20 protein-coding genes and 1 pseudogene are annotated in these 23,044 nt (G+C 67.0%); 16 read left to right on the forward strand and 5 right to left on the reverse strand.

Annotated elements, in window-relative coordinates; translation table 11 throughout:
* Positions 1–167: 167 nt before the first annotated feature.
* Positions 168–1,622 (reverse strand): M48 family metalloprotease, encoded by a 1,455-nt coding sequence (locus ACZIYR_RS03335; RefSeq protein WP_483528198.1) that lies wholly within the window; start codon positions 1,620–1,622, stop codon positions 168–170.
* Between the two features lie 135 nt (positions 1,623–1,757).
* Between ACZIYR_RS03335 and ACZIYR_RS03340 the strand changes: the two genes are divergently transcribed.
* Together ACZIYR_RS03340 and ACZIYR_RS03345 are read left to right on the forward strand one after the other, a co-directional pair.
* The gene (locus ACZIYR_RS03340; protein ID WP_473032400.1) at positions 1,758–2,006 is read left to right on the forward strand and encodes a sulfurtransferase TusA family protein; all 249 of its coding nucleotides are present in this window, start codon (positions 1,758–1,760) and stop codon (positions 2,004–2,006) included.
* Positions 2,003–3,103 (forward strand): AI-2E family transporter, encoded by a 1,101-nt coding sequence (locus tag ACZIYR_RS03345; RefSeq protein WP_483528199.1) that lies wholly within the window; start codon positions 2,003–2,005, stop codon positions 3,101–3,103. Before ACZIYR_RS03340 ends, ACZIYR_RS03345 begins: the two co-directional genes overlap by 4 nt.
* Before the next feature lie 39 nt (positions 3,104–3,142).
* Here ACZIYR_RS03345 and ACZIYR_RS03350 read toward each other — a convergent pair whose 3' ends face one another.
* Complete coding sequence (locus ACZIYR_RS03350) at positions 3,143–3,619, reverse strand: peroxiredoxin (RefSeq protein ID WP_473032401.1); 477 nt, start codon at positions 3,617–3,619, stop codon at positions 3,143–3,145.
* Positions 3,620–3,843: 224 nt separating this feature from the next.
* Here ACZIYR_RS03350 and dapA point away from each other — a divergent pair, with 224 nt between their 5' ends.
* The 4 genes from dapA to purC all read left to right on the forward strand — a co-directional run bounded on the left by dapA (position 3,844) and on the right by purC (position 7,492).
* Entirely contained in the window at positions 3,844–4,728 is an 885-nt protein-coding gene (dapA, locus tag ACZIYR_RS03355; protein WP_473032402.1) for a 4-hydroxy-tetrahydrodipicolinate synthase, read from the forward strand.
* Positions 4,729–4,947: 219 nt separating this feature from the next.
* On the forward strand, positions 4,948–5,919 hold the full coding sequence (locus ACZIYR_RS03360) for a lipoprotein, NlpB (RefSeq protein ID WP_473032403.1): 972 nt from the start codon (positions 4,948–4,950) through the stop codon (positions 5,917–5,919).
* A complete protein-coding gene (locus ACZIYR_RS03365; RefSeq protein ID WP_483528200.1) occupies positions 5,919–6,731 on the forward strand; it encodes an MBL fold metallo-hydrolase in 813 nt (270 codons plus the stop codon). The genes ACZIYR_RS03360 and ACZIYR_RS03365 overlap by 1 nt, the downstream gene beginning before the upstream one ends.
* Positions 6,732–6,778: 47 nt before the next feature.
* Complete coding sequence (gene purC, locus ACZIYR_RS03370) at positions 6,779–7,492, forward strand: phosphoribosylaminoimidazolesuccinocarboxamide synthase (RefSeq protein WP_473032405.1); 714 nt, start codon at positions 6,779–6,781, stop codon at positions 7,490–7,492.
* A gap of 76 nt (positions 7,493–7,568) precedes the next feature.
* Here purC and tsaA read toward each other — a convergent pair whose 3' ends face one another.
* The gene (gene tsaA, locus ACZIYR_RS03375) at positions 7,569–8,312 is read right to left on the reverse strand and encodes a tRNA (N6-threonylcarbamoyladenosine(37)-N6)-methyltransferase TrmO (protein ID WP_473032406.1); all 744 of its coding nucleotides are present in this window, start codon (positions 8,310–8,312) and stop codon (positions 7,569–7,571) included.
* A 101-nt stretch (positions 8,313–8,413) separates the two neighbouring features.
* Here tsaA and ACZIYR_RS03380 point away from each other — a divergent pair, with 101 nt between their 5' ends.
* Positions 8,414–8,953 carry a GNAT family N-acetyltransferase gene (locus ACZIYR_RS03380; RefSeq protein WP_483528201.1) on the forward strand — a complete coding sequence of 180 codons (540 nt, stop codon included), beginning with the start codon at positions 8,414–8,416 and terminating at the stop codon, positions 8,951–8,953.
* A 12-nt stretch (positions 8,954–8,965) separates the two neighbouring features.
* Here the strand turns inward: ACZIYR_RS03380 and nadC are convergent, their stop codons facing one another.
* Positions 8,966–9,811, reverse strand: coding sequence for a carboxylating nicotinate-nucleotide diphosphorylase (gene nadC, locus ACZIYR_RS03385; protein WP_473032407.1), 846 nt, complete (start codon positions 9,809–9,811; stop codon positions 8,966–8,968).
* Between the two features lie 76 nt (positions 9,812–9,887).
* Here nadC and ampD point away from each other — a divergent pair, with 76 nt between their 5' ends.
* The 7 genes and pseudogenes from ampD (at position 9,888) to ACZIYR_RS03420 (ending at position 19,366) form a co-directional block, all read left to right on the forward strand.
* Entirely contained in the window at positions 9,888–10,448 is a 561-nt protein-coding gene (ampD, locus tag ACZIYR_RS03390; RefSeq protein ID WP_483528202.1) for a 1,6-anhydro-N-acetylmuramyl-L-alanine amidase AmpD, read from the forward strand.
* 306 nt (positions 10,449–10,754) lie between these two features.
* The gene (gene aceE / locus ACZIYR_RS03395) at positions 10,755–13,427 is read left to right on the forward strand and encodes a pyruvate dehydrogenase (acetyl-transferring), homodimeric type (RefSeq protein WP_483528203.1); all 2,673 of its coding nucleotides are present in this window, start codon (positions 10,755–10,757) and stop codon (positions 13,425–13,427) included.
* A 63-nt stretch (positions 13,428–13,490) separates the two neighbouring features.
* Positions 13,491–15,479 (forward strand): pyruvate dehydrogenase complex dihydrolipoyllysine-residue acetyltransferase, encoded by a 1,989-nt coding sequence (gene aceF / locus ACZIYR_RS03400; RefSeq protein ID WP_483528204.1) that lies wholly within the window; start codon positions 13,491–13,493, stop codon positions 15,477–15,479.
* 256 nt (positions 15,480–15,735) lie between these two features.
* The gene (gene adk / locus ACZIYR_RS03405; RefSeq protein ID WP_483528205.1) at positions 15,736–16,392 is read left to right on the forward strand and encodes an adenylate kinase; all 657 of its coding nucleotides are present in this window, start codon (positions 15,736–15,738) and stop codon (positions 16,390–16,392) included.
* A gap of 241 nt (positions 16,393–16,633) precedes the next feature.
* A complete protein-coding gene (tsaB, locus tag ACZIYR_RS03410; RefSeq protein ID WP_483528206.1) occupies positions 16,634–17,338 on the forward strand; it encodes a tRNA (adenosine(37)-N6)-threonylcarbamoyltransferase complex dimerization subunit type 1 TsaB in 705 nt (234 codons plus the stop codon).
* A gap of 62 nt (positions 17,339–17,400) precedes the next feature.
* A pseudogene (locus tag ACZIYR_RS03415) lies at positions 17,401–18,101 on the forward strand (class I SAM-dependent methyltransferase).
* A gap of 143 nt (positions 18,102–18,244) precedes the next feature.
* On the forward strand, positions 18,245–19,366 hold the full coding sequence (locus ACZIYR_RS03420; protein WP_473032410.1) for a phospholipase D-like domain-containing protein: 1,122 nt from the start codon (positions 18,245–18,247) through the stop codon (positions 19,364–19,366).
* Between the two features lie 123 nt (positions 19,367–19,489).
* On the opposite strand, the gene ACZIYR_RS03425 is transcribed toward ACZIYR_RS03420, so the two are convergent.
* Positions 19,490–20,140: a YecA/YgfB family protein gene (locus ACZIYR_RS03425; protein WP_483528207.1), complete on the reverse strand. Its 651-nt coding sequence runs from the start codon at positions 20,138–20,140 to the stop codon at positions 19,490–19,492.
* Between the two features lie 83 nt (positions 20,141–20,223).
* On the opposite strand from ACZIYR_RS03425, the gene ACZIYR_RS03430 reads away from it, so the two are divergent.
* Both ACZIYR_RS03430 and acs read left to right on the forward strand, forming a co-directional pair.
* Positions 20,224–20,772: a SprT family zinc-dependent metalloprotease gene (locus tag ACZIYR_RS03430; protein WP_483528208.1), complete on the forward strand. Its 549-nt coding sequence runs from the start codon at positions 20,224–20,226 to the stop codon at positions 20,770–20,772.
* A 171-nt stretch (positions 20,773–20,943) separates the two neighbouring features.
* Positions 20,944–22,893: an acetate--CoA ligase gene (gene acs / locus ACZIYR_RS03435; RefSeq protein WP_483528209.1), complete on the forward strand. Its 1,950-nt coding sequence runs from the start codon at positions 20,944–20,946 to the stop codon at positions 22,891–22,893.
* The last annotated feature ends 151 nt before the right edge of the window (positions 22,894–23,044 follow it).

Genomic DNA, 23,044 nt, shown 5'->3' on the forward strand with positions numbered 1-23,044 from the left:
GGGAGGGAGCTTCAGCTCGCGAAGTAGCGCGCAGCGCTACCCATGGGGCGCCTGCGGCGCCTTCGCCCGGCAGAGCCGGCCTTCCACCATAGAGCCTGCCAAACATGTTCACGCTAAAGTGCGAAGAGCCTCTTTCTTGCCCCTCGCCCCTCGTTCCTCGCCCCTGCTCAGAACTTCTCCAGCGTCTCCCGATAGCCGATGAAGGCCTCGCGGCGCTGTTCGATGCGCGCCGCGGCGTTGCCGTCGCCGCTCTGCTCGGCGACCCCTCGGGCCACCTCGAGCTGGCGAATGGCGCGATCGATCTCGCCGGTGAGCTGCAGCTGCTCGGCGCGGGCCAGGTGGCCCCAGGCTTCGCGGCCGCTGCGTCCGGCGGCCTCGGCCAGCAGGGTGAAGGCCAGGGGGTCTTCCGGACGCCGCTCGGCGAGGTCGCGTAGCACCCGGTAGGCCTCGTTGGGATCGCGCTGCAGCAGCGCCTCGCCCAGCACCATCGTGGCTGGCACATGGCCCGGCATCAGCCGCAGCAGGCGCCGGCTGCGCTCGATGGCGTCGTCGTAGCGCCCGGCCGCAAAGGCCACCTCGGCGGCGCTGACCGGGATCATCGCCAGGTCGGGCAGCTCCCGGGCCAGGGCGTCGAGCTGATTCAGTGCCCTGTCGGTATCGTTCTGCCGGGCCGCGATCAGCGCGGCCAGGTAGCGCTGCGCCTCGGTGGGTGCGCCGTCCTGCTCCAGGCGTGTGGCTGCCTGCTGGGGAGCGCGCTGGTGAATGGTCAGCAGTGCCCGGGCGCGCACCAGGTGATAGCTGGGGTCGCGGTGGCGGCGATCGCTGGCCGTCAGCTGGGCGGCACGGTCCTCGGCGTCGCTGATGCGTGATTCGGTGAGCGGGTGAGTGAGCAGGAACTCCGGCGGATTGCCGCCCTGCAGGCTGGCCTGGCGCTGCATGGCGCGGAACATGCGCACCATCGCCTGGGGGTCGAAGCCCGCCTGGGCCATAGCCTGCAGCCCGATGCGGTCGGCCTCCTGCTCGAAGCGCCGCGAGTAGGCCAGGCGATCCTGGATGAAGGCGGCCTGGGAGCCCATGGCGGCGGCGATGCCGGCATCCCCGCCGCCGCTGGCGGCGATCAGCATGCCCGCCAGCATGGCGGCCATGGCCGGAATCTGGGTCTGTTCGGCGCGGGCCTGGCCGCGGGCATAGTGGCGTTGCGACAGGTGGCCCAGCTCGTGGGCCAGCACCGAGGCCACGGCGTCCTCTTCATCGGCGAAGGCGAAGAGTCCAGCGTTGACGCCGATCACCCCGCCGGGCACGGCGAAGGCGTTGAGCTGGCGGCTGTCGACCAGGGTCACCACCGTGCGGGCGTCGGTGAGGCCGCTGTGGGGCGACAGCTGCGCCAGCATGGCTTCCACGTACGCCTGGGCGATCGGGTCTTGCCAAAGCGGGGCCTGGGCGCGGAACTGGCGCAGCCAGGCGCGGCCCAATCGGTACTCCTCGCCGCTGATGGCCTGGCTGCTGCCCGTCAGGCTGGGCAGCCCATAGTCATCCGCCGCGTTGGCCGAGCCGAGGGGAGTGAAGGCCAGAAGTAGCGCCAGGGTGCCGGCGCTGAGGCAGGATCGTAAGTCGCGGGGCATGGCCATCCTCGTCATGATGGGGCGGTCGGGTCTCTTTCCGACATTGATTCGGCCTGCAAAGTGCCTTTAAATCCCAAGGGTTTTGACGCTGCCGGTCGCGGGGCGTCGCATTTCAGCATTCTCCCGGGAGACATCATGGCTGTGCAACCAGACGACGTGCTCGATGCCTGCGGGCTGCCCTGTCCGCTGCCGCTGCTCAAGGCCAAGCAGGCGCTGGCTCGGCTGGCGCCGGGACAGCTGCTCGAAGTCGTGGCCACCGATGCCGGCTCGTGGCGCGATTTCGAGACCTTTGCCGAGCAGAGCGTCCACGAGCTGGTCGCCCGCGAGGAGCGCGGCGAGGTCTTTCACTACTGGATCCGCAAGGGTGGGGACGTGGCGCCATGACCCTGCGCGCCGTTTTCAAGAGCTGGGTCGAGCGCTATTTCTCCGACGAGGAAGCAGTGATCCTGCTGGTGGTGCTGGTGCTCGGCTTCAGCGCCCTGATCCTGTTCGGGCGCATGCTGGCGCCCTTTCTCACCGCCCTGGTGATCGCCTTTCTGCTGCAGGGTGGCGTCAACGCCCTGACGCGGCGCGGGGTGCCCCACCTGCTGGCCGTAACCCTGGTGTTCCTGGGGTTCATCGGGATCCTGATGGCGATGGCCTTCATCCTGATGCCCTTGATATGGAACCAGCTCGTGGGGCTGGTACAGGAAACCCCGCGCATCGTGGCCAGCGGCCAGCGCTGGCTGGACGACGTCCAGGAGCGCTACCCCAACCTGGTGACGCCGGACCAGGTGCAGGAGTGGATCGGGGTGGCCGGTCGCGAGATGACCCAGTTCGGTCAGCGTGCCCTGACCCTGTCGCTGGCGTCGCTGGGCAATGTCCTGTCGCTGATCATCTACCTGGTGCTGGTGCCGATTCTGGTGTTCTTCCTGCTCAAGGATCGCGAGCAGCTGGTGGCCTTCACCCTCTCGCTGCTGCCCCAGCAGCGCACCCTGATGACCCGCATCTGGTACGAGATGGACGACCAGATCGCCAACTACGTGCGCGGCAAGTTCGTCGAGATCATCATCGTCGGCACCGTGACCTTCTTTACCTTCGCTTTCTTCGGACTGCCCTATTCGGCGCTGCTGGCGGTGCTGGTCGGGCTCTCGGTGCTGGTGCCCTATATCGGCGCCGCGGTGGCCACCCTGCCGGTGGCGGCGGTGGCGGGGTTTCATTTCGGCATGAGCGACCAGTTCATCTACGTGCTGATCGCCTACGGCATCATTCAGGCGCTGGACGGCAACGTGCTGGTGCCGATCCTGTTCTCCGAGGCCGTCAACCTGCATCCGGTCTCGATCATCGTGGCGGTGCTGTTCTTCGGCGGCGTCTGGGGCTTCTGGGGGATCTTCTTCGCGATTCCGCTGGCCACCCTGCTCAAGGCCCTGGTCTACGCCTGGCCGCGGGGCATCAAGCAGGTCCAGGCCCAGGAGGCCGTCGAGGAGAGCGTCGAGAAGTGAGCGGCGGCGGCGCCCGCCGATGGCGGGCGCCGCCGACGATCAGCCCTCGGCGTGCAGCGCCTGGGCGGCGGCCAGCACTTCCTCGACATGGCCCTTCACCTTCACGCCGCGCCACTCCCGGGCCAGCCGGCCCTCGGCGTCGATCAGGAAGGTGCTGCGCTCTATTCCTAAGTGTTCCTTGCCGTAGAGCTTCTTGAGCTTGATGACATCGAACAGCCGACAGAGGGTCTCGTCCTTGTCGGAGATCAGTGCGAAGTTGAAGCCCTGCTTGGCCTTGAAGTTCTCCTGGGCGCGAAGGCCGTCGCGGGATACGCCGAGGATCACCGTATTGGCGGCATCGAAGGCGTCCTTGTGGTCGCGAAAGTCGCCGCCCTCGGTGGTGCAGCCGGGGGTGCTGGCCTTGGGGTAGAAGTAGACCACCACCTGCTGGCCGCGCAGCTCGGAAAGGGTCACGCGGGTGTCGCCGGTGGCGTCGGCGGTGAAGTCGGGGACGGGCTGGCCGATGGCAAGCGTCATGGGGCGCTCCTTGGTGGGTCGGGGAAGGGGTGGCCGCAGCGAAACCTGCGTGCAGCCCGCTGCTGATTACACGCAACCGGGGCGACGCTGTCAAAGACAGGCCGCGCGCCGCTGTACAGCCTTCCACCGCCTGAGTACCATTTACCCTTTGGCTACGGGGTGTCGCCGTTGGCGCGGGCCGATTCGACACTCGCGGGCGGGGCATGAGCGAGAGGAATGACAGGATGATCACTGGCAGTATCGTCGCCCTGGCGACGCCGATGAAGGTCAATGGCGATATCGACTGGGAGGCGCTGCGCCGCCTGGTGAACTTCCACCTGGAAAACGGCACCGACGGCATCGTGGCCGCGGGGACCACCGGTGAGCCCACCACCATGTCGTTCGCCGAGCACTTCGACGTGATTCGCACGGTGGTGGAGGAAGTCGACGGCCGCATCCCGGTGATCGCCGGCACCGGGGCCAACGCCACCTCCGAGGCGGTGGAGCTGGCGCGCTACGCCAGCGAGGTGGGGGCCGACTACTGCCTGTCGGTCTGCCCCTACTACAACAAGCCGACCCAGGAAGGCCTGTTCCAGCACTTCAAGGCGGTGGCCGACGGCAGCCGCCTGCCGGTGATCCTCTACAACGTGCCGGGCCGCACCGCTTCCGATCTCTACAACGAGACGGTGCTGCGCCTGGTCGAGGTGGACAATATTATCGGCCTCAAGGATGCTACCGGTAACCTCGAGCGCGCCGAGGACCTCATCGCACGCCTCGCGGGCAGCGGCTTCATGCTCTACTCCGGCGACGACGGCACCGCCTGCGAGTTCATGCTGATGGGCGGCCATGGCGACATCTCGGTGACCGCCAACGTGGCCCCCAGGGCGATGCACGAGCTGTGTACCGCCGCGGTGGCCGGCGATGCCGACCGCGCCCACCAGCTCAACACCCGGCTGATGCCCCTGCACACCAATCTGGGCATCGAATCCAATCCGATTCCCGTCAAGTGGGCCCTGCACCGCATGGGACTGGTCGAGCCCGGCATCCGGCTGCCGCTGACCTGGCTCTCCGAGAAGTACCATGCAACCGTGGACGAGGCCCTGCAGCTGGCCGGCGTGATCGACGACTGAACGTTACAACGCTCGACGAGTCACTAGGAGCCTGTCGGGTTTGACCGATCGTCGCGAGGAACACGGATTTCGAGACAAGTTTATCGATCTGATGAGGCGAATAGCGCGCTATTTAACGAATCAGATCGAATGGAATTGGCCGAAAGCCCGGGTTTCGCAGCAGATCAGCGTTAAGCCCGACAGGCTCCTCGGCCCGACAACACAATGCAAGGTGGACGCATGAATTCTGCGCTGAAATGGATGCCGCTGGCGGCCGTTATCGCCCTGGCCACGGCCGGCTGCGCCCGAGACGGCTTCTACGACGACCGCAACATCGACTACGTGGAGGCCCAGCGCAGCGCGCCCCTGTCGCTCCCGGCAAGCCGTGACGAGCAGCGCTATCGGGATGCCATGCCGGTGCCCCAGGCGACCGGCACCCTGCGCCGCGACGGCGAGCGCTTCCGCGCACCCAGCCCCGAGCGCCTGGCCACCGGACGGGCCGTGGAACGCGACTTCGTCGAGCGCCGCGAGGTGGGCGATGACCGCTGGCTGGTGGTTGGGGCCGACCCCGGCATGGTCTGGCCGCAGCTGCAGGATTTCGCCCGTACCCGGGGCCTGAGCGTCGAGGCCAGCGATGCGGATCGCGGCGTGCTGGAGACCACCGAAGGTCGGCTGAGCGTCCGCCAGGGGCTGCGTGCCGGGGACAGCGAGGTGCGCTGTGACCGTCAGGGGCGGCCGGTGGCGGCCTGCCTGGAGGCGCTCGAGTCGCACTTCAGCGCTCGCACCGCCACCGCCAGCGCCGCCTCCCTGGCCGGCCAGCGGCTCGCCGGCGAAGCGCGCCTGCGCCTCGACCAGCTCGACAGCGGCGAGTGGGTCGTTCAGATCCCGCTGGAGATCGATCGGGTGTGGGCCGAGCTGAGCCATCAGCTGGAGGCCGATTTCACTGTCGAGGAGCGTCGCAACCTGCTGGAGCAGAACCCCCAGGCTCGCGATTTCGTGATCGACTACATGACCGCCAGCGAGCGCGAGCGCGGCTTCGTGCAGATCGTGCTGAGCCCCGACGTGCGGCAGATGTCACAGCAGATTCGCCTGGTGCTGGAAGAGACGGGGCCGCAGCAGACCCAACTGCGCGCCGTCAACGAGAGCGATCGCCGCTTCACGGAGGGGGATGCCCGCGAACTGCTGGAGCGGGTGGCGGGCCTGCTGCGCTGATGGCCGGAGAAGGCGCCACCGTCCCGGCGAGCCTGTCCGCCCCCGGACGGCTACGCTTCGCTTCCCTGGGCAGCGGCAGCAAGGGTAACGCCACCCTGGTCAGCGACGGGGAGACCTGCCTGCTGGTCGACTGCGGCTTTGGCCTGCGCGAGACCGAGCGGCGCCTGGCCCGGCTGGGGGTTCACCCGCGTCAGCTGGATGCCGTGCTGGTCACCCACGAGCACGGCGACCACCTGCGCGGCGTCGGGCCGCTGGCTCGCCGTCATGCGGTGCCGGTCTATCTGACGCCGGGTACCTGGCTGGCGGGCCGCCTGGGCGAGGTCCCGCAGCGCCACTGGGTGACCCCCCAGGTGCGCTTCGCCATCAAGGGGTTGACCATCGACCCGGTGACTGTGCCTCACGACGCGCGCGAGCCGGTGCAGTTTCGCTTCGAATCCGGCGGTCGTCGCCTCGGCGTGCTCACCGACCTGGGGCATCCCACCGAGCACGTCGCCAGCGCCTTCGCCGGCTGCGATGCGTTGGTCCTGGAGTGCAACCATGACGTGCAGATGCTCGCCGAGGGCCCCTATCCGCCGCGGCTCAAGCGCCGCGTCGGCGGCCACTGGGGCCACCTGGCCAACGGCCAGGCGGCGGCGCTGCTTCAGCGCCTGGGGCTGGATCGCCTGCAGCGCATCGTCTGCTCGCACCTCTCCGAACACAACAACCGCCCCGAGCTAGCGCTGGAGGCGCTGACCCCGCTGCTCGACGGCGACGCCTCGCGGCTGACGGTCGCCGCCCAGGATCAGGGGCTACACTGGCAGGCGATCATCTGAGCCGCCCAACCTTATTTCCTCAAGCGCCATCATGCCTGGAGACACCCATGGAAAAGCGCCAAGAACTCTATGCCGGCAAGGCCAAGTCGGTCTACGCCACCGATGACCCGGACTTCGTGGTCCTGCAGTTTCGCGATGACACCAGCGCCTTCGACGGCGAACGCATGGAGTCGCTGGCGCGCAAGGGTATGGTCAACAACCGCTTCAATGCCTTCATCATGGGCAAGCTCGAAGCGGCGGGGATCCCCACCCACTTCGAGCGCTGTCTCTCCGACACCGAGAGCCTGGTGAAGACCCTCGAGATGATCCCGGTGGAGTGCGTGGTGCGCAACATCGCCGCCGGCGGTCTGGTCAAGCGTCTCGGCGTCACCGAGGGCCAGGAACTTACGCCGCCCACCTTCGAGCTGTTCCTCAAGAACGACGCCCTGCACGACCCCATGATCAACGAGTCGCTGGCCGAGACTTTCGGCTGGGCTACGCCCGAGCAGCTGGCCGAGATGAAGGCGCTGACCTTCAAGGTCAACGCCGTGCTCCAGGCGCTGTTCGCCGAGGGTGGCCTGCTGCTGGTGGATTACAAGCTGGAGTTCGGCCTGTTCAAGGGGCAGATCGTGCTCGGCGACGAGTTCTCTCCCGACGGCTGTCGGCTGTGGGATGCCAAGACCCGCGAGAAACTCGACAAGGATCGCTTCCGCCAGGGGCTGGGCGGTGTCATCGAGGCCTACGAGGAGGTGGGGCGCCGCATCGGTGTCGACTTCACCTGAGGCCGGCGCGTCGCGCCTAAGGCAAGACCGCGAAGGGCCCCTCGGGGCCCTTCGTCGTGGTGGGGCCGGGAGCCGCTCAGGTCGCCACGATCTCGACCACCTCCATTTGCGTGCCATGGCTGCATGAGACGGCGCGAAAGCGCACGTCCACGTCGCGCAGCCTTACGCCATAGATCCGGTCATGATCGCCGCCCAGGGTGCGCCGGTGATAGGCGGGACGCGGGTCCTGGGCCAATATCTGGATGATCAGTGCGCGCAGCGAGTCGCCGTCGGCGCGACCGGCCAGGGTGGTCTCGCTGACCGTGGAGAAGTCCACCGGCAGCCGGGGTGGGGTCTCCGGGGCGAAGCCGGCGCGGGCCTCGGGCCTGGCCTCGGCCCAGGGCAGGTAGGGCTTGATGTCGAGCACCGGGGTGCCGTCGACCAGGTCGGCACCGGCGAGCACCAGGCGCACGCCGCGCCGGGTGTCGATCTCGAGCAGCTCCACCAGCGACAGCCCCAGGCGGTTGGGGCGGTGGGTGCTGCGGCTGGCGAAGACCCCCACCTTGGCGTTGCCGCCCAGCCGCGGGGGGCGCACCAGCGGCGTCCAGCGCGGCGGGCTCTGATGAAACACGAAGGTCAGCCAAAGGTGGCTGAAGGCGTCCAGGCCGCGCACCGCCAGCGGGTCGTCGAAGGGGGGCGTTAGCACCAGGCAGGCGCGGGCGGCCGTCGCCAGGCCGGGCTGGCGGGGGATGCCAAACTTGTCGGGATAGTCGCTCTCGATGACGCCGATCGGCGTCATCGCCAGGCCCTGGGCGTCGGGCGGGGGAGGCGTCGGATTCATGGCGGCATTATGCCTGGGGGGGCGGTGTCTCGCGAGGGGGATTGGCCGCCGGCGCCCGCTTGTGTAGTCTGCTGGCGACACCGCTTGAGAGACGCCCCGTCATGATTCCGTCCGATACCGACCGGGACAGCGTGCCGCCTTCCGACCATGGGCCGCGCATCCTCTATCGCTTGGCCAAGGCCCGGGACGCCGCCGACCAGGCCGAGGTCTTCCATCACGCCGTGCTGCAGGGGGCCGCTGCCCACTATAGTCGGGTCGAACGCGATGCCTGGGCCGCGGTGCTGCCCCGTGAGGCCAGCGCCTGGGCGGCGCGCCAGGCGCTCTACACTACCCTGGTGGCAGCCTGCGACGGGCGCTGCGTGGGATTCGCCGAGCTCGATATTCCCGCTGGGCGCATCGTGACCCTCTATGTCTGGCCCTCGCTGGGGCGACGCGGCATCGGCACCACTCTGCTGGCCCATGCCGAACGGCTCTTCCTCGAACAGGGTCAAGGGCGGATACGCATAGAGGCCAGCCTGGTGCTGGTCGACAGCCTGCTGAAGCGGGGCTGGTGCGACCTGGGCGAAGAGTGGGTCGAGCGCGGCGGTGAGTCGCTCTGCCGTCATCGCATGGAGAAGCGCCTGGCGGCTCTGGAAACCTGACGCCCTGTGACGCTACTGCTCGACGATGCGCATCGACAGGTCGATCGCCTGGACGTCCTTGGTCAGGGCGCCGCTGGAGATGCAGTCTACCCCGGTCTCGGCGATGGCGCGCAGGGTGGTCTCATCGACGTTGCCCGAGGCCTCCAGCGTCGCCCGCCCGGCGGTGCGACGCACCGCCTCGCGCATGTCGTCGAGGCTGAAGTTGTCGAGCATGATGATATCGGCGCCGGCGGCCAGCGCCTGGTCCAGCTCGTCGAAGGATTCCACTTCCACTTCCACGGGCAGGTCGCTGGCGATGTTGCGCGCCTCCTTGACCGCTGCGGCGATCCCGCCGCAGGCCGCGATATGGTTTTCCTTGATCAGGAAGGCGTCCCAAAGCCCAAGGCGATGGTTGTGACCCCCGCCGCAGGTAACCGCATACTTCTGGGCCAGACGCAGTCCGGGCAGCGTCTTGCGGGTGTCGAGCAGGCGCGCCCCGGTGCCTTCCAGCAGGTCGACGCAGCGGCGGGTGTGGGTGGCCGTGGCCGACAGCGTCTGCAGCAGGTTCAGCGCCGCCCGTTCGCCGGTGAGCAGGCAGCGTGCCGGGCCCTCCAGTTCCAGGAAGCACTGCCCGGCCTCCAGTCGGTCGCCGTCCGCCGCGTGCCAGCGCAGGGTGACGGTGGCGTCGAGGCGGCGGAATATCTCGTCTACCCAGGCCACGCCGCACAGCACCGCTGGCTCCCGGGTGATCACCCGGGCGCTGGCCCAGCGGGACTCCGGGATCAGCTGGGCGGTGATATCGCCACCGCCGACGTCCTCCGCCAGCAGGTGGGCGGCGGCTTCGCGGATCGCTTCGGCAAGGGCATCCTGATAGTGCATGGCGGGCCTTCTCATGGTCATGAAGCAGGGAGACCGCCATTATAGGGAAACATCGATGAGGACGTCAGGGGAGTCTATGCGAATCGACAAGGGCTGGCTCGAGGGCGCCAGGCGCGTGCCGTCGCCGAACCACAATGCCCGACCCGCCGGCGAAGTCTCGGCACTGGTGCTGCACGCCATCAGCCTGCCGCCGGGGGAGTTTGGCGGCGAGCATATTGAGCGCCTCTTCACCAACCGCCTGGACCCTGCGGCCCACCCCTTCTTCGCCCAGATCGCCGGGCTCAGGGTCTCGGCCCATCTGCTGATTCGCCGCGACGGCGAGTGCGTGCAGTTCGTTCCCTTCCACGACCGGGCCTGGCACGCGGGGCGCTCGCGCTGGTTCGATGGACGGCGCTGGCGGGGGGAGCTCAACGATTTTTCGGTGGGCATCGAGCTGGAAGGCGACGAGATCCGCCCCTATCGCGAGGCCCAGTATCGTGCCCTGACGGCGACCCTGCGGGCGCTGATGGCGGCCTATCCGGCGCTTACCCCGGCGCGTATCACTGGCCATGCCCACATCGCGCCGCTGCGCAAGTCCGACCCGGGACCCGCCTTCGACTGGGCCTATTTCCGGCAGTGTCAGCGACGCCATGGCTAGATCATACGGTAGTTTTATTACATGGCGCATTACTGTGCCGATTCGGCTGCCGTCATTGGCGTAACGGCTTGTGTTGCAATGCAATATGGCGTCTGTGGAAAAAATTTCCATTGCATTTGAATTGGCAGCACGGGCAGTTTACGGTATGTTCTACGACATTGGTGGCATTCGCCGCTCCATTGTTTTGTAAAATGACTACAAGTCGCCGCGAGACGGCACGGATTACCCCTGATCGTCGGTCACGCGCAACGTCCCGGCTACCCGCTCGGGCATTCTGACATCACATTGTCACTCGGAGAGACGTCTATGAGTCTTGAGGCAAGAGAAGATTTCGATCCGGTCGAGACCACGGAATGGTTGGATTCCCTGGAATCGGTCGTGGATCGTGAGGGCGAAGAGCGCGCCCGGTACCTGCTGACCCGCCTGGCCGATCGGCTGCGCCGTGACGGAGTCCAGGCGCCCTTCTCGGTGACAACGCCGCATCGCAATACCATTCCGGTGCATCGCGAAGCGCCCATGCCGGGTGACCTGTTCATGGAGCGCCGCATCCGCTCCCTGATTCGCTACAACGCCATCGCTCAGGTAATCCGCAACAACCGGGCGAACCCCGGCCTCGGCGGCCATATCGCCAGCTTCATGTCGGCCGCGACCCTCTATGACGTCGGCTTCAACCACTTCTTCCGCGCCCCCAACGGGGACTTCGAGGGCGACCTTGTCTATATCCAGGGACACGTGGCGCCGGGCGTCTATGCCCGCGCCTACCTGGAGGGTCGCCTCACCGAGGAGCAGATGGACAAGTACCGCCAGGAGGTGGACGGCGATGGCCTGTCGTCCTATCCGCACCCCTGGCTGATGCCGGACTTTTGGCAGTTTCCTACGGTGTCCATGGGCCTGGGGCCGATCCAGGCCATCTACCAGGCCCACGTGATGAAGTACCTGGACTCCCGCGAGCTCAGGGACATGCACGATCGCAAGATCTGGTGCTTCATGGGCGACGGCGAGTGTGACGAACCGGAATCCCTGGGCGCCATTCATCTGGCCAGCCGCGAGAAGCTCGACAACCTGATCTTCGTCATCAACTGCAACCTGCAGCGCCTCGACGGTCCGGTACGCGGCAACTCGCGGATCATGGACGAGCTCGAGGGCGTGTTTCGCGGCGCCGGCTGGAACGTTCAGAAGGTGGTCTGGGGGCGGCTATGGGACCCGCTGTTCGAGAAGGACAAGAAGGGCATCCTGCAAAAGCGCATGGACGAGGCGGTCGACGGCGAGTACCAGAATTACAAGGCCAACGGCGGTGCCTATACCCGGGAGCACTTCTTCGGCAAGTACCCCGAGACCGCCGAGATGGTCAAGGACATGTCCGACGAGGACATCTGGCGGCTCAACCGCGGCGGCCACGACCCCTTCAAGGTCTATGCGGCCTACCATGAGGCGGTCAACAATCCCAACGGCCGTCCCACCGTGATCCTGGCGCACACCGTCAAGGGCTACGGCATGGGCAGCGGCGACGGTGAGGCGGCCAACGAGGCTCACCAGGTCAAGACCATGGAATACGAGGCGCTGAAGAAATTCCGCGACCGCTTCGGCATTCCGCTTTCCGACGAACAGCTCAAGGACGTCCCCTACTACAAGCCGGCCGACGACTCCCCCGAGCTCAAGTACATGCACCTGCAGCGCGAGCGCCTGGGCGGCTATCTGCCGAGCCGGCGCAGCGACTTCGAGGCGCTGCCGATTCCCGACCTCGACGACAAGACTTTCGCGTCGCAGATGGGCGGCTCCAAGGGGCGCGAGGTCTCCAGCACCATGGCCTTCGTGCGGATTCTCAACGGCCTGGTCAAGGACAAGCAGATCGGCAAGCAGGTGGTGCCCATCGTGCCCGACGAGGCGCGCACCTTCGGCATGGAGGGGATGTTCCGCCAGCTGGGTATCTACACCTCCGAAGGCCAGAAGTACGAGCCCGTCGACAAGGGCCAGATCATGTTCTACCGCGAGGACAAGCAGGGCCAGATCCTCGAGGAGGGCATCTCGGAGGCGGGCGCCATGTCGGCGTGGATCGCCGCGGCCACCTCCTACAGCAACCACAACCTGCCGCTGCTGCCGTTCTACGTCTACTACTCGATGTTCGGCTTCCAGCGTATCGGCGACCTGGCCTGGGCGGCCGGTGACCTGCAGGCGCGCGGCTTCCTGGTGGGCGGCACTGCCGGTCGCACCACGCTCAACGGTGAGGGGCTGCAGCACCAGGACGGTCATAGCCACTTGCAGGCCTCGACCATTCCCAACTGTCGCAGCTACGACCCCACCTATGCCCACGAGGTGGCGGTGATCGTCCAGGACGGTCTGAAGCGGATGTTCGCCGACAAGGAGAACTGCTTCTACTACCTCACGGTGATGAACGAGAACTACGAGCACCCGGCGCTCGAGGAAGTGCCCGCCGAGGACATCATCAAGGGCATGTACCGGCTGAGCGAGACCCAGGGCAACAAGGGCCGCGTGCAGCTGCTGGGCTCCGGCACCATCCTGCGCGAGGTCGAGGCGGCCGCCGAGCTGCTGCGCGACGACTGGGGCGTGGGCGCCGAGATCTGGAGCGTCACCAGCTTCAACGAGCTGCGTCGCGAGGCCCTGCTGCTCGAGCGCGAGGCCTTCCTCAATCCGGAGGCCGAGCCGGTCAAGCCCCACGTCACCCGCTGCCTGGAGGGACGCGAGGGCCCGGTCATCGCTTCCACCGACTACATGCGGCTGTTCGCCGATCAGGTCCGCGCCTGGGTGCCGGGGGACTACCATGTATTGGGGACCGACGGCTATGGGCGCTCCGACACGCGCGAAAAGCTGCGCCACTTCTTCGAGGTGGATCGCTACTTCGTTACCGTGGCGGCGCTCAAGGCGCTGGCCGATCGCGGCGAGCTGGATCGCAAGGTCGTCGGCGAGGCGATCAAGAAGTACGGCATCGACCCCAACAAGCCCAATCCGCTGACCAGCTGATTCCGGTGGCAGGGCGGGCCCCGGGCCCGCCTGTTCCAGGCACGATTTGGAAGGAGCGCGACCTTGAGTAGCGAAATCATCAAAGTTCCCGACATCGGCGGCAGTGAGGATGTCGAAATCATCGAGATCGCGGTCGCCGCAGGCGACGTGATCGACGCCGAGGACACCCTGATCACCCTGGAGTCCGACAAGGCCAGCATGGACGTGCCTGCCCCCAAGGGCGGCAAAGTCGTGAAGGTGCTGGTCAAGGAGGGCGATACCGTCTCCGAGGGCGACGATATCGTCGAGCTGGAGACCGAGGGTGCCGGCGGCGGCGAAAGCGAGGCACCGTCCGCGTCAGAGCCGGCGCCCGAAAAGTCCCCCGAGCCCGCCGCGGACAAGCCGGCGGCCAAGGCCGGTGACGGCGGCAAGCGCAGCGTCGAGATCAGGGTGCCCGACCTGGGCGGCGCCGAGGACGTGGAGATCATCGAGGTGGCGGTGGCCGAGGGCGACTCGGTGGCCGAAGAGGACACTCTGATCACGCTGGAGTCCGACAAGGCCTCCATGGACGTGCCAAGCCCGCATGCCGGCAAACTCCTCAGCCTGACGGTCAAGGAGGGCGACAGCGTCTCCGAGGGTGACGTCATCGGCACCATGGAAGTCGAAGGGGCAGGGGGTGGGGAGGCGGCCGCGGCCGAACCATCGGCCCCAGCCGCCGAAGCCCCCGAGCCCGCGCCCCAGCAGGCGCCGAGCGCTGAGGCCTCCGGCGAGCCCGAGCGCCGGGAGATTCGCGTGCCGGACCTCTCCGGCTCCAGTGACGTGCCGATCATCGAGATCGGCGTGGCCGTCGGCGATGAAGTCGATGAGGAGGACCCGCTGATCACCCTGGAGTCCGACAAGGCCTCCATGGACGTGCCGAGTCCCTTCAAGGGCAAGCTGCTCGAGCTCACCGTCAAGGAGGGCGACAGCGTCTCCGAGGGCGATCTGATCGGCTATATCGAGGTGGCCGGCGCTGCGGCCAAGCCGCAGCCCGCGGCGAAGGCTGAGGCGCCCAAGGCCGAGGCGCCCAAGGCTGACAAGCCGGCGGCAACGCCGGCCGGCTCACCGAGCCCCGAAGCCCAGATGGCCGCCCACCGACCGCGCGATGGCAAGCTGGTCCACGCCGGTCCGGCGGTGCGCATGCTGGCCCGTGAGCTCGGCGTCGACCTGGGGCTGGTCAAGCCGTCCGGTCCCAAAGAGCGGGTCCTCAAGGAGGATGTCCACGCCTACGTCAAGCAGGTAATGGCCGGCCAGGCCAAGGCGCCGGCACAGGCCGCGGCGCCGGCGGCCGGCGGCGCTGGGATTCCGCCGATTCCCGAGGTGGACTTCAGCCAGTTCGGCGAGGTGGAAGAGAAACCCATGGGTCGCCTGCTCAAGATGGGCGCCACCAACCTGCATCGCAGCTGGCTCAACGTGCCCCACGTGACCCAGTTCGACGAGGCGGACATCACCGAGCTGGAGGCCTTCCGCAAGGCGATGAAGGCGGAGGCCGAGGCCCAGGGCGCCAAGCTCACGCCGCTGCCCTTCCTGGTCAAGGCGTGCGCCTTTGCGCTGAAGAAGTTCCCGCAGTTCAACGTCAGCCTCAAGGGCGACGGCGAGACCCTGGTATGGAAGAAGTACGTCCACATTGGGGTCGCCGTGGATACCCCGGACGGGCTGATGGTGCCGGTGGTGCGCGACGCCGACAAGAAGTCGCTGATCGAGATTGCCGCCAACATGGCCGAGCTCGGCAAGAAGGCGCAGACCAAGAAGCTCAAGCGCGAGGAGATGACCGGCGGCTGCTTCACCATCTCGAGCCTTGGCTCCATTGGCGGTACTGCCTTCACGCCCATCGTCAATGCGCCCGAGGTGGCCATTCTCGGCGTCTCCAAGGCGCAGATGAAGCCGGTATGGAACGGCGCCGACTTCGAGCCGCGGCTGATGATGCCGCTGTCGCTCTCCTACGATCACCGGGCGATCAACGGTGCCGATGCGGCGCGCTTCACGGCCTTCCTGGCCGATGTGCTGACCGATATCCGTCGCCTGCTGCTGTAATCGCAGGCGTCTCGTGGGTCATCAGCGGCGGCGCCCTGGCGGGCGCCGCCGCTGTTTGCGGTTGGGTGGCACGCTGGGTCAACGAGGAAGACCAAAGTGCTAGTTGCTCGTTAATGGATTGAAAAATCAGGCGCTTTGGCTAGTATCGGGAGCCTCATTGACCTTGGTGTGGTTGTCTGGCCGCGGCGCCACGGTTATCGTTCTTTTCCAACTTTTTATCACCACAAGATTTACCACGCTTTCAAGGAGCAACCAGATGCGTTTGATCCTGTTGGGCGCCCCGGGTGCCGGCAAGGGGACCCAGGCCCAGTTCATCTGCGAGCGGTTCAATATCCCGCAGATCTCCACCGGCGACATGCTGCGCGCGGCGGTCAAGGAAGGCAGTGAGCTGGGTCTCAAGGTCAAGGAGATCATGAGCAGCGGCGGCCTGGTCTCCGACGACCTGATCATTGCGCTGGTCAAGGAGCGCATCGGCCAGCCTGACTGCGAGAATGGCTTCCTGTTCGACGGTTTCCCCCGCACCATCCCCCAGGCCGATGCCATGAAGGATGCCGGTGTGAAGATCGATCATGTCCTGGAGATCGCCGTCGAGGACGAGGAGATCGTCAAGCGCCTGGCGGGCCGCCGCGTGCATCCGGGCTCCGGCCGGGTCTACCATGTGGAGTACAATCCTCCCAAGGAGACCGGCAAGGACGACGTCACCGGGGAGGCGTTGATCCAGCGCGACGACGACCGCGAGTCCACGGTGCGTAACCGCCTGGCCGTCTACCATGAGCAGACCGCACCGCTGGTGGACTACTACCAGCAGTGGGCCAAGCAGGACCCGCAGGCGGCGCCGGCCTACCACCGGGTCGAGGGCGTGGGCAGCGTCGACGATATCACCGCCCAGGTGATCAAGGCCCTGGAGGGCTGATTTCCTCAGTAGCATATGCCGGAGCAGGGGGCTGATCCGGCGACAGGCCTGTTCGGGGGCGCTGTGAACCCCTCCCTGGGCGCTACCGATGCCATCCCTGGCATAGGACCCCCTCCAGGCCTGTCCCCGGCGCCCCTGCCTCTCCACGACGTGGTTTCCCTGGCCCGCTCAAGCGGGCCATCGTCGTTTGGGGACTGTATAATGCCCCGTCCCTAATCGATCCTGATGAGGCTGCTCGCCCATGCCGATCCTGCTGGCCCTGGATGCCTCCTCCCAAGCCTGCTCCGCTGCCCTGCTGCGCCGCCGCGAGGGGGCCAGTGACGAACTGATCTCCCGCTTCGCGCTGACGCCGCGCGAGCATACTCGCCGCCTGCTGCCGATGATCGATGAGGTGCTGGCCGAAGCCGGCGTGAGTCCCGCCGAACTCGACGCCGTGGCCTATGGCCGCGGCCCAGGCTCCTTTACCGGGCTGCGCATCGCCGCAGGAACCGCCCAGGGCCTGGCCTATGGCCTGGACCGTCCGCTGCTGGGCGTCTCTACCCTGGCCGCCCTGGCGCTGGGGGCCCATCGCCGCCACCATTTCCGCTGGCTGATCACCGCCCTGGACGCGCGCATGGGCGAGATCTACGTGGCCGCCTGGCAGTGCCGGGATGGCCTGCCCGAGCCGCTTCTCGAGGAGGCAGTGATGCCGCCCGAGCGCTTGCGTCTGCCCCCGAGTCACGATGACCATGACTGGGTCGGAGTCGGCTCCGGCTGGGGCCTGTGGGAGCAGATGCCCGCCGAGGTGCAGGCGGGGCTCGGTCAGCGGCTGGCCGACCAGGAGGTCGATGCCGCCGACATGGCGCTGCTGGCGATGCACGACCTGCAGGCCGGGAAGGGGCAGCCGGCCCACCTGGTGCAGCCGGTCTACCTGCGCGACGAGGTGGCGTGGAAAAAGTCCCAGTGAACGAACGTCTTTCGGTGGCGGCGATCGATCCGGCCCTGGTCGAGCTCGCCTCGCGCCTGGGGCTGCCGTGGTGCGACGCCGCCGATGCCGAGTTGATCCTGACGCCTACCCCGAACGGCCTGGCGCTGGCCGGGGATCCCCGGCGCTACGGTAAACCGCTGAGCGTGGATTTCGTGACCGGCCGCGCCGCCCATCGGCGCCGCTTCGGCGGGGGCGCGGGCAGCTGATCGCCCGCGCCTGCGGATTCGGCCAGGGGGTAACGCCGGCGGTGGTGGACGCCACCGCTGGCCTGGGGCGCGATGCCTTCGTGTTGGCCAGTCTCGGCGCGCGGGTGCTGCTGGTCGAGCGGGTGGCGGCGATCGTCGCGCTGCTCGAGGATGGCCTGGCCCGCGCTCGGGCGGACGCCGAGACCGCCGAGATCGCCGCTCGCATGCGCCTGGTGCATGGCGACGCGGCCCGCGACCTCGAGGGCCTGGTGGCCCAAGCGGATGTTCCGCCCCAGGTGATTCATCTGGACCCGATGTTTCCCCACCGCGACAAGTCGGCGCTGGTCAAGAAGGAGATGCGCCTGTTCCGCACCCTGGCCGGCGACGATGAGGACGCACCGCGTCTGCTGGAAGCGGCCCTGGACGTGGCCAGCCATCGGGTGGTGGTCAAGCGGCCGCGCAAGGCGCCGCCCATCGCCGGCCCCGCCCCGCGCCATGTCCTCGAGGGCAAGACCAGCCGCTATGACCTCTATGTCCATCGGGCGCTGACCCGCTGACCCTTATCCGGCCAGGTCACGGGTCAGCGGGACAGGGCTGGCTATGCCGGGCTCCGCGGCGGGCGGGTTGGCGTAAGCGCTTTTCCTCGACACGCAAACATGCGTCAATTCAGCGATGCAACAGGGATACGGGGAGGCATGCCATGCATGGGGTGTGGCGGGATGGCAACCGCTTCCAGCTACTGGCGGAATCATCGCGGTTTCTGCCGGCGATGTTCGAGGCCATCGAGGGCGCGCGCCACTCGGTGCTGGTGGAGCTCTACCTGATGGAGTCGGGGCGGCTGGCCACGGCGCTGATCGAAGCGCTGACCCGGGCCGTGTCGCGCGGCGTCAAGGTGGCGCTGATGCTGGACGGCTACGGCGCCATGGGGCTTTCCGGCGAGGATCGGCGGCGCCTGGAGGCCGGCGGTGTGGCGCTGCGCCTGTTCAATCCCTTGGGCTTTCACTCCCTGGCCCGCAACCTGACCCGTGACCACCGCAAGCTGGTGGTGGTGGATGGTCGGGTCGCCTTCACCGGTGGCTTTGGTGCCGTCGACGAGTTCCTCGATGCCTGGTACGAGGTGGCGGTGCGCATCGAAGGGCCGGTGGTGGCCGACTGGGTGCGCCTCTACTCGCGCCTGTGGGATTCACCGATGACCCGCGGCGAGGGGCCGGCAGGGCTGGTGCGCGAGCTGGGCACCTCGCTTGCCCATCGCGATGACTATCGCGGCATGCGCGGCCGGGTGGTCTGGGGGCAGGGCTATCGCTACCAGGCGATTCGCCACTCGCTCTACGGCCGGGTCTCCTCGGCCCAGCGGCGGATCTGGCTGTGCACGCCCTATTTCGTGCCCACCTTCAGCCTGCGTCTGCGCCTGGCCAGGGCGGCACGGCGCGGCGTCGATGTGCGCCTGCTGTTGCCGGGCAAGGATCATGATCATCCCGGAGTGCGCTATGCCGGGCAGCGCTTCTACCGACGCCTGCTCAGGGCCGGGGTGCGGATCTATGAGTTTTCGCCGAGTTTCATTCACGCCAAGTTCACCCTGGTGGACCACTGGTCGAGCGTCGGCTCCTGCAACTTCGATCACTGGAGCCTGCACTGGAACCTGGAAGCCAACCAGGAAGTGGACGACGCTCGCTTTGCCGGTGAGGTCGCCGCGCTGTTCGAGCGCAATTTCGCCGCCAGCCAGGAGATCCACCGTCATGAGTGGGCCAGGCGGCCGCGGCTGCAGCGTCTCAAGGAGTGGTGGTTCGGCAACCTGGACGCCTGGCTGACGCGGTTACGATAGGGTTCCAGGTGCGAGGGGCGAGGGGCGAGGGAAGAGGTGCGAGGGGCGAGGGAAGAGGTGCGATGGGCGAGGTTCGGGAGACGGGAGGCCGGGGGGACGGTCCGGCCCGCCGCCCAATGCCGCTTACCGTTTGCCCTTGCCGGAACCGCGTCCTGCCGGTTTTTTCTTGCGCGGGGTGGGTTTGGGGGTTTCCGGCGGCACCCGATAGTGCAGGTAGAGGTCGAGCACCAGCTCGGGTAGCTGAGTGGCCAGTGTCTCCAGGCGGGAGCCGTCGGCGAGAAACTCCGCCATGTCCGGCTCGTCATCGAACAGTCCCGAGAGCGCCATGAAGGGCAGCAGCAGGGTGGCGACGGTCTCTTCGTCCTGCTCGAACCAGGCAGCCTCGTCGAGAAATACCCCCTCCATGAAGCCGGCACACCAGTCGCCGATGGGGGTCTCCTCCGCCGGCAGGCCGTCGAGGGTCGCCTCGCAGGGCAGTTCCGGCAGCCCGCCCTGCTCCAGGGTGGTGATGGCGTTATCACGCAGCCGCTCCAGCAGGGCGAGGATCTCGCCGCGCTCGTCGTCATCGGCGAAGGCCGGTTCGCCGTGGAACAGCTCGGCCACCCACACCGCCGGCTCGATATCCCGCGGGGCCACCGCCAGGGCCACCAGAAAGCCGTGGGCCGAGATCAGGTCCAGGGCATCGGGGTCGACCCGATCGGAGTCGAGAAAGTCCTCGAGCCGTTCGAATTCGTCATCCTCGAGCAGGGGCTGGGGCATTGGCGTATCGGACATCGGGCTTCTCGCTTGCGCAGTCGGAATAGCGGTATGACGAGCGGGCTGGACGCCGCCGGACAGGATCGCCATTCTAGCACCCCATGAACCGACCCGCGCTCCCCCCTCCCGATTCCGAAGGTCTCGCCGCCCTGAATGCCGCAGGGCTGGAGCGGGCGCTGCGAGATCGAGTCGAGCTCGCCTGGCGGCTTTGCTGCGAGGTGCATCCCGCCCTGCCCAGGCCGGCGGTATGGTGCGATTTGCGCGGCAAGTGTGCCGGTCAGGCTCACTTTGGCCGCGGAGGTCTGCGCTTCAACCCGGTGCTGCTGGGAGAGAATCGCGTCGACTTCCTGGTCGAGGTGGTGCCCCACGAAATGGCCCACTGGCTGGTCCACCATCTCGAGGACGGACACTTGGCCCGTCCTCACGGGCGCGAGTGGAAGACAGTGATGCGCGGGCTCTTCGGACTCGCGCCGCGGGTGACCCATTGCTTCGATACCCACCGGGCGAGCCCGGCCCCTTACCGCTATGTCTGCGCCTGTCGTGAGCACGCCTTTAGCCCGCAGCGTCATGCGCTGGTGCGTCGAGGACGCGGCTATCGCTGCCGCCACTGCGCTCAGACCTTGGTCTATCAACCGTTGGTAGATCGCTGAAAATCGATACAACTAATTGATATGAAAAAGGAAATTCTTGATACCAATGTCTAAGGGGAAGGTTGTCCCAGGGGGTATATGCTGGGTGGGCATCAAGGTTCCGGTTCGCCAATAATAAACAGAGCCGGTGTCATACACAGAGTGGGTGCATCTCCTGGAAGAGGCTATTCAATGACCGAACAGCAAAAAGTCCATCCGGTAAGCGACGACTTTGCCGCCAAGGCGTGGATCGATAGAGAAAAGTATCAGGCGCTTTATCAGCAGTCCGTCGACGATCCCGAAGGCTTCTGGGCCGAGCAGGCCAAGCGCCTCGACTGGATTCAGGCACCGACGAAGATCAAGCACACTTCCTTCGACTCCCACAACGTGGATATCCGCTGGTTCGAGGATGGCAAGCTCAACGCTAGCGCCAACTGCCTCGACCGTCATCTGGCCACCCGGGGCGATCAGACGGCGATCATCTGGGAGGGCGACGACCCCAATGACGCCAAGCACGTCAGCTACCGCGAACTGCACGCCCAGACCTGCCGGCTGGCCAACGCCCTGAAAGCGCTGGGCATCGGCAAGGGCGACGTGGTGACCCTCTATATGCCGATGATCCCCGAGGCTGCCGTGGCGATGCTGGCCTGCGCCCGCATCGGTGCCGTGCACTCGGTGGTGTTCGGTGGCTTCTCGCCGGACGCCGTGGCCCAGCGGGTCATCGGCGCCGACTCCAAGCTGGTGATCACCGCCGACGAGTCGGTGCGCGGCGGCAAGCAGGTGCCGCTCAAGGACAACGTCGACGCCGCCCTGACCCGGCCGGGCACCGAGGTGTGCGAGAAGGTGCTGGTGGTCAAGCGCACCGGTGGCGAGATCGACTGGAAGGAGGGGCGTGACGTCTGGTACCACGAGCTGGTCGACCAGCAGTCCACCGAGTGTGAGCCGGAGGTCATGAACGCCGAGGACCCGCTGTTCATCCTCTACACGTCGGGCTCCACCGGGGCGCCCAAGGGGCTCAAGCACACCACCGGCGGCTATCTCACCTACGCTAGCCTGACCCACCAGTACGTCTTCGACTACCAAGACGGCGAGGTCTACTGGTGCACCGCCGACGTGGGCTGGGTTACCGGCCACAGCTACATCGTCTACGGACCGCTGGCCAACGGCGCCACGACGCTGATGTTCGAGGGCGTGCCCAGCTACCCGAGTCACGGCCGCATGGGGGAGATCGTCGACAAGCACAAAGTCGCCATTCTTTACACGGCTCCCACGGCGATCCGGGCCCTGATGGCCCATGGCGACAATGTCATGGACTCCAGCAAGCGCGACAGCCTGCGCCTGCTCGGCTCTGTCGGCGAGCCCATCAACCCCGAGGCCTGGGAGTGGTTCTATCGGGTGATCGGCAACTCGAAGTGCCCGATCGTCGACACCTGGTGGCAGACCGAGACCGGGGGCATTCTGATTGCCCCGCTGCCCGGCGCCATGGATCTCAAGCCCGGCTCGGCAACCCTGCCGTTCTTCGGCGTGATGCCGGCGCTGGTCGACAACGAGGGCAATCTGCTCGAGGGCGCGACCGAGGGCAACCTGGTGATCCTGGACTCCTGGCCCGGTCAGGCGCGCTCCATCTGGGGCAACCACGAGCGCTTCGTTCAGACCTACTTCTCGACCTATCAGGGCATGTATTTCACCGGTGACGGCTGCCGCCGCGACGAAGACGGCTACTACTGGATCACCGGCCGCGTCGACGACGTGCTCAATGTCTCCGGGCACCGCATGGGTACCGCCGAGATCGAGTCCTCGCTGGTCGCCCATGATGCCGTGGCCGAGGCCGCCGTGGTGGGCTTCCCCCACGATATCAAGGGTCAGGGGATCTATATCTATGTGACCCTGACCGATGGCGTCGAGCCCAGCGACGAGCTCAAGAAGGAGCTGACTCAGTGGGTGCGCAAGGACATCGGGCCGATCGCCTCGCCGGATGTCATCCAGTGGGCGCCGGGTCTGCCCAAGACCCGCTCGGGCAAGATCATGCGCCGCATTCTGCGCAAGATTGCCGCCAACGAGACCGATGGCCTGGGCGATACCAGCACCCTGGCCGATCCTAGCGTGGTCGATGAGCTTATCGAGCATCGCGCCTCGCGCTGATCATGCGGATCGCTTGACCCCCCTTTGCCGGCCTTCGGGCCGGCTTTTTGTGGTCGCAGGTCAGGAAATCGGGATGTGGCGCCGGCAGAGCTTGGGAATCGCTTTGCCCATGGGGTAACATTCTGGAAACTCATAGCTTCATCGATAGATT

The sequence above is a fragment of the Billgrantia sp. NRB1 genome, assembly GCF_056921725.1.

Excerpts from the sequence above, each read along its gene's own strand:
- aceE (WP_483528203.1), top strand. The coding sequence starts at position 10,755 with ATGAGTCTTGAGGCAAGAGAAGATTTCGATCCGGTCGAGACCACGGAA.
- acs (WP_483528209.1), top strand. The coding sequence starts at position 20,944 with ATGACCGAACAGCAAAAAGTCCATCCGGTAAGCGACGACTTTGCCGCC.
- purC (WP_473032405.1), top strand. The coding sequence starts at position 6,779 with ATGGAAAAGCGCCAAGAACTCTATGCCGGCAAGGCCAAGTCGGTCTAC.
- ampD (WP_483528202.1), top strand. The coding sequence starts at position 9,888 with ATGCGAATCGACAAGGGCTGGCTCGAGGGCGCCAGGCGCGTGCCGTCG.
- adk (WP_483528205.1), top strand. The coding sequence starts at position 15,736 with ATGCGTTTGATCCTGTTGGGCGCCCCGGGTGCCGGCAAGGGGACCCAG.
- tsaB (WP_483528206.1), top strand. The coding sequence starts at position 16,634 with ATGCCGATCCTGCTGGCCCTGGATGCCTCCTCCCAAGCCTGCTCCGCT.
- ACZIYR_RS03420 (WP_473032410.1), top strand. The coding sequence starts at position 18,245 with ATGCATGGGGTGTGGCGGGATGGCAACCGCTTCCAGCTACTGGCGGAA.
- dapA (WP_473032402.1), top strand. The coding sequence starts at position 3,844 with ATGATCACTGGCAGTATCGTCGCCCTGGCGACGCCGATGAAGGTCAAT.
- ACZIYR_RS03425 (WP_483528207.1), bottom strand. The coding sequence starts at position 20,140 with ATGTCCGATACGCCAATGCCCCAGCCCCTGCTCGAGGATGACGAATTC.
- nadC (WP_473032407.1), bottom strand. The coding sequence starts at position 9,811 with ATGCACTATCAGGATGCCCTTGCCGAAGCGATCCGCGAAGCCGCCGCC.
- ACZIYR_RS03430 (WP_483528208.1), top strand. The coding sequence starts at position 20,224 with ATGAACCGACCCGCGCTCCCCCCTCCCGATTCCGAAGGTCTCGCCGCC.
- ACZIYR_RS03365 (WP_483528200.1), top strand. The coding sequence starts at position 5,919 with ATGGCCGGAGAAGGCGCCACCGTCCCGGCGAGCCTGTCCGCCCCCGGA.
- tsaA (WP_473032406.1), bottom strand. The coding sequence starts at position 8,312 with ATGAATCCGACGCCTCCCCCGCCCGACGCCCAGGGCCTGGCGATGACG.
- ACZIYR_RS03345 (WP_483528199.1), top strand. The coding sequence starts at position 2,003 with ATGACCCTGCGCGCCGTTTTCAAGAGCTGGGTCGAGCGCTATTTCTCC.
- ACZIYR_RS03360 (WP_473032403.1), top strand. The coding sequence starts at position 4,948 with ATGAATTCTGCGCTGAAATGGATGCCGCTGGCGGCCGTTATCGCCCTG.
- ACZIYR_RS03350 (WP_473032401.1), bottom strand. The coding sequence starts at position 3,619 with ATGACGCTTGCCATCGGCCAGCCCGTCCCCGACTTCACCGCCGACGCC.
- ACZIYR_RS03335 (WP_483528198.1), bottom strand. The coding sequence starts at position 1,622 with ATGCCCCGCGACTTACGATCCTGCCTCAGCGCCGGCACCCTGGCGCTA.
- ACZIYR_RS03340 (WP_473032400.1), top strand. The coding sequence starts at position 1,758 with ATGGCTGTGCAACCAGACGACGTGCTCGATGCCTGCGGGCTGCCCTGT.
- ACZIYR_RS03380 (WP_483528201.1), top strand. The coding sequence starts at position 8,414 with ATGATTCCGTCCGATACCGACCGGGACAGCGTGCCGCCTTCCGACCAT.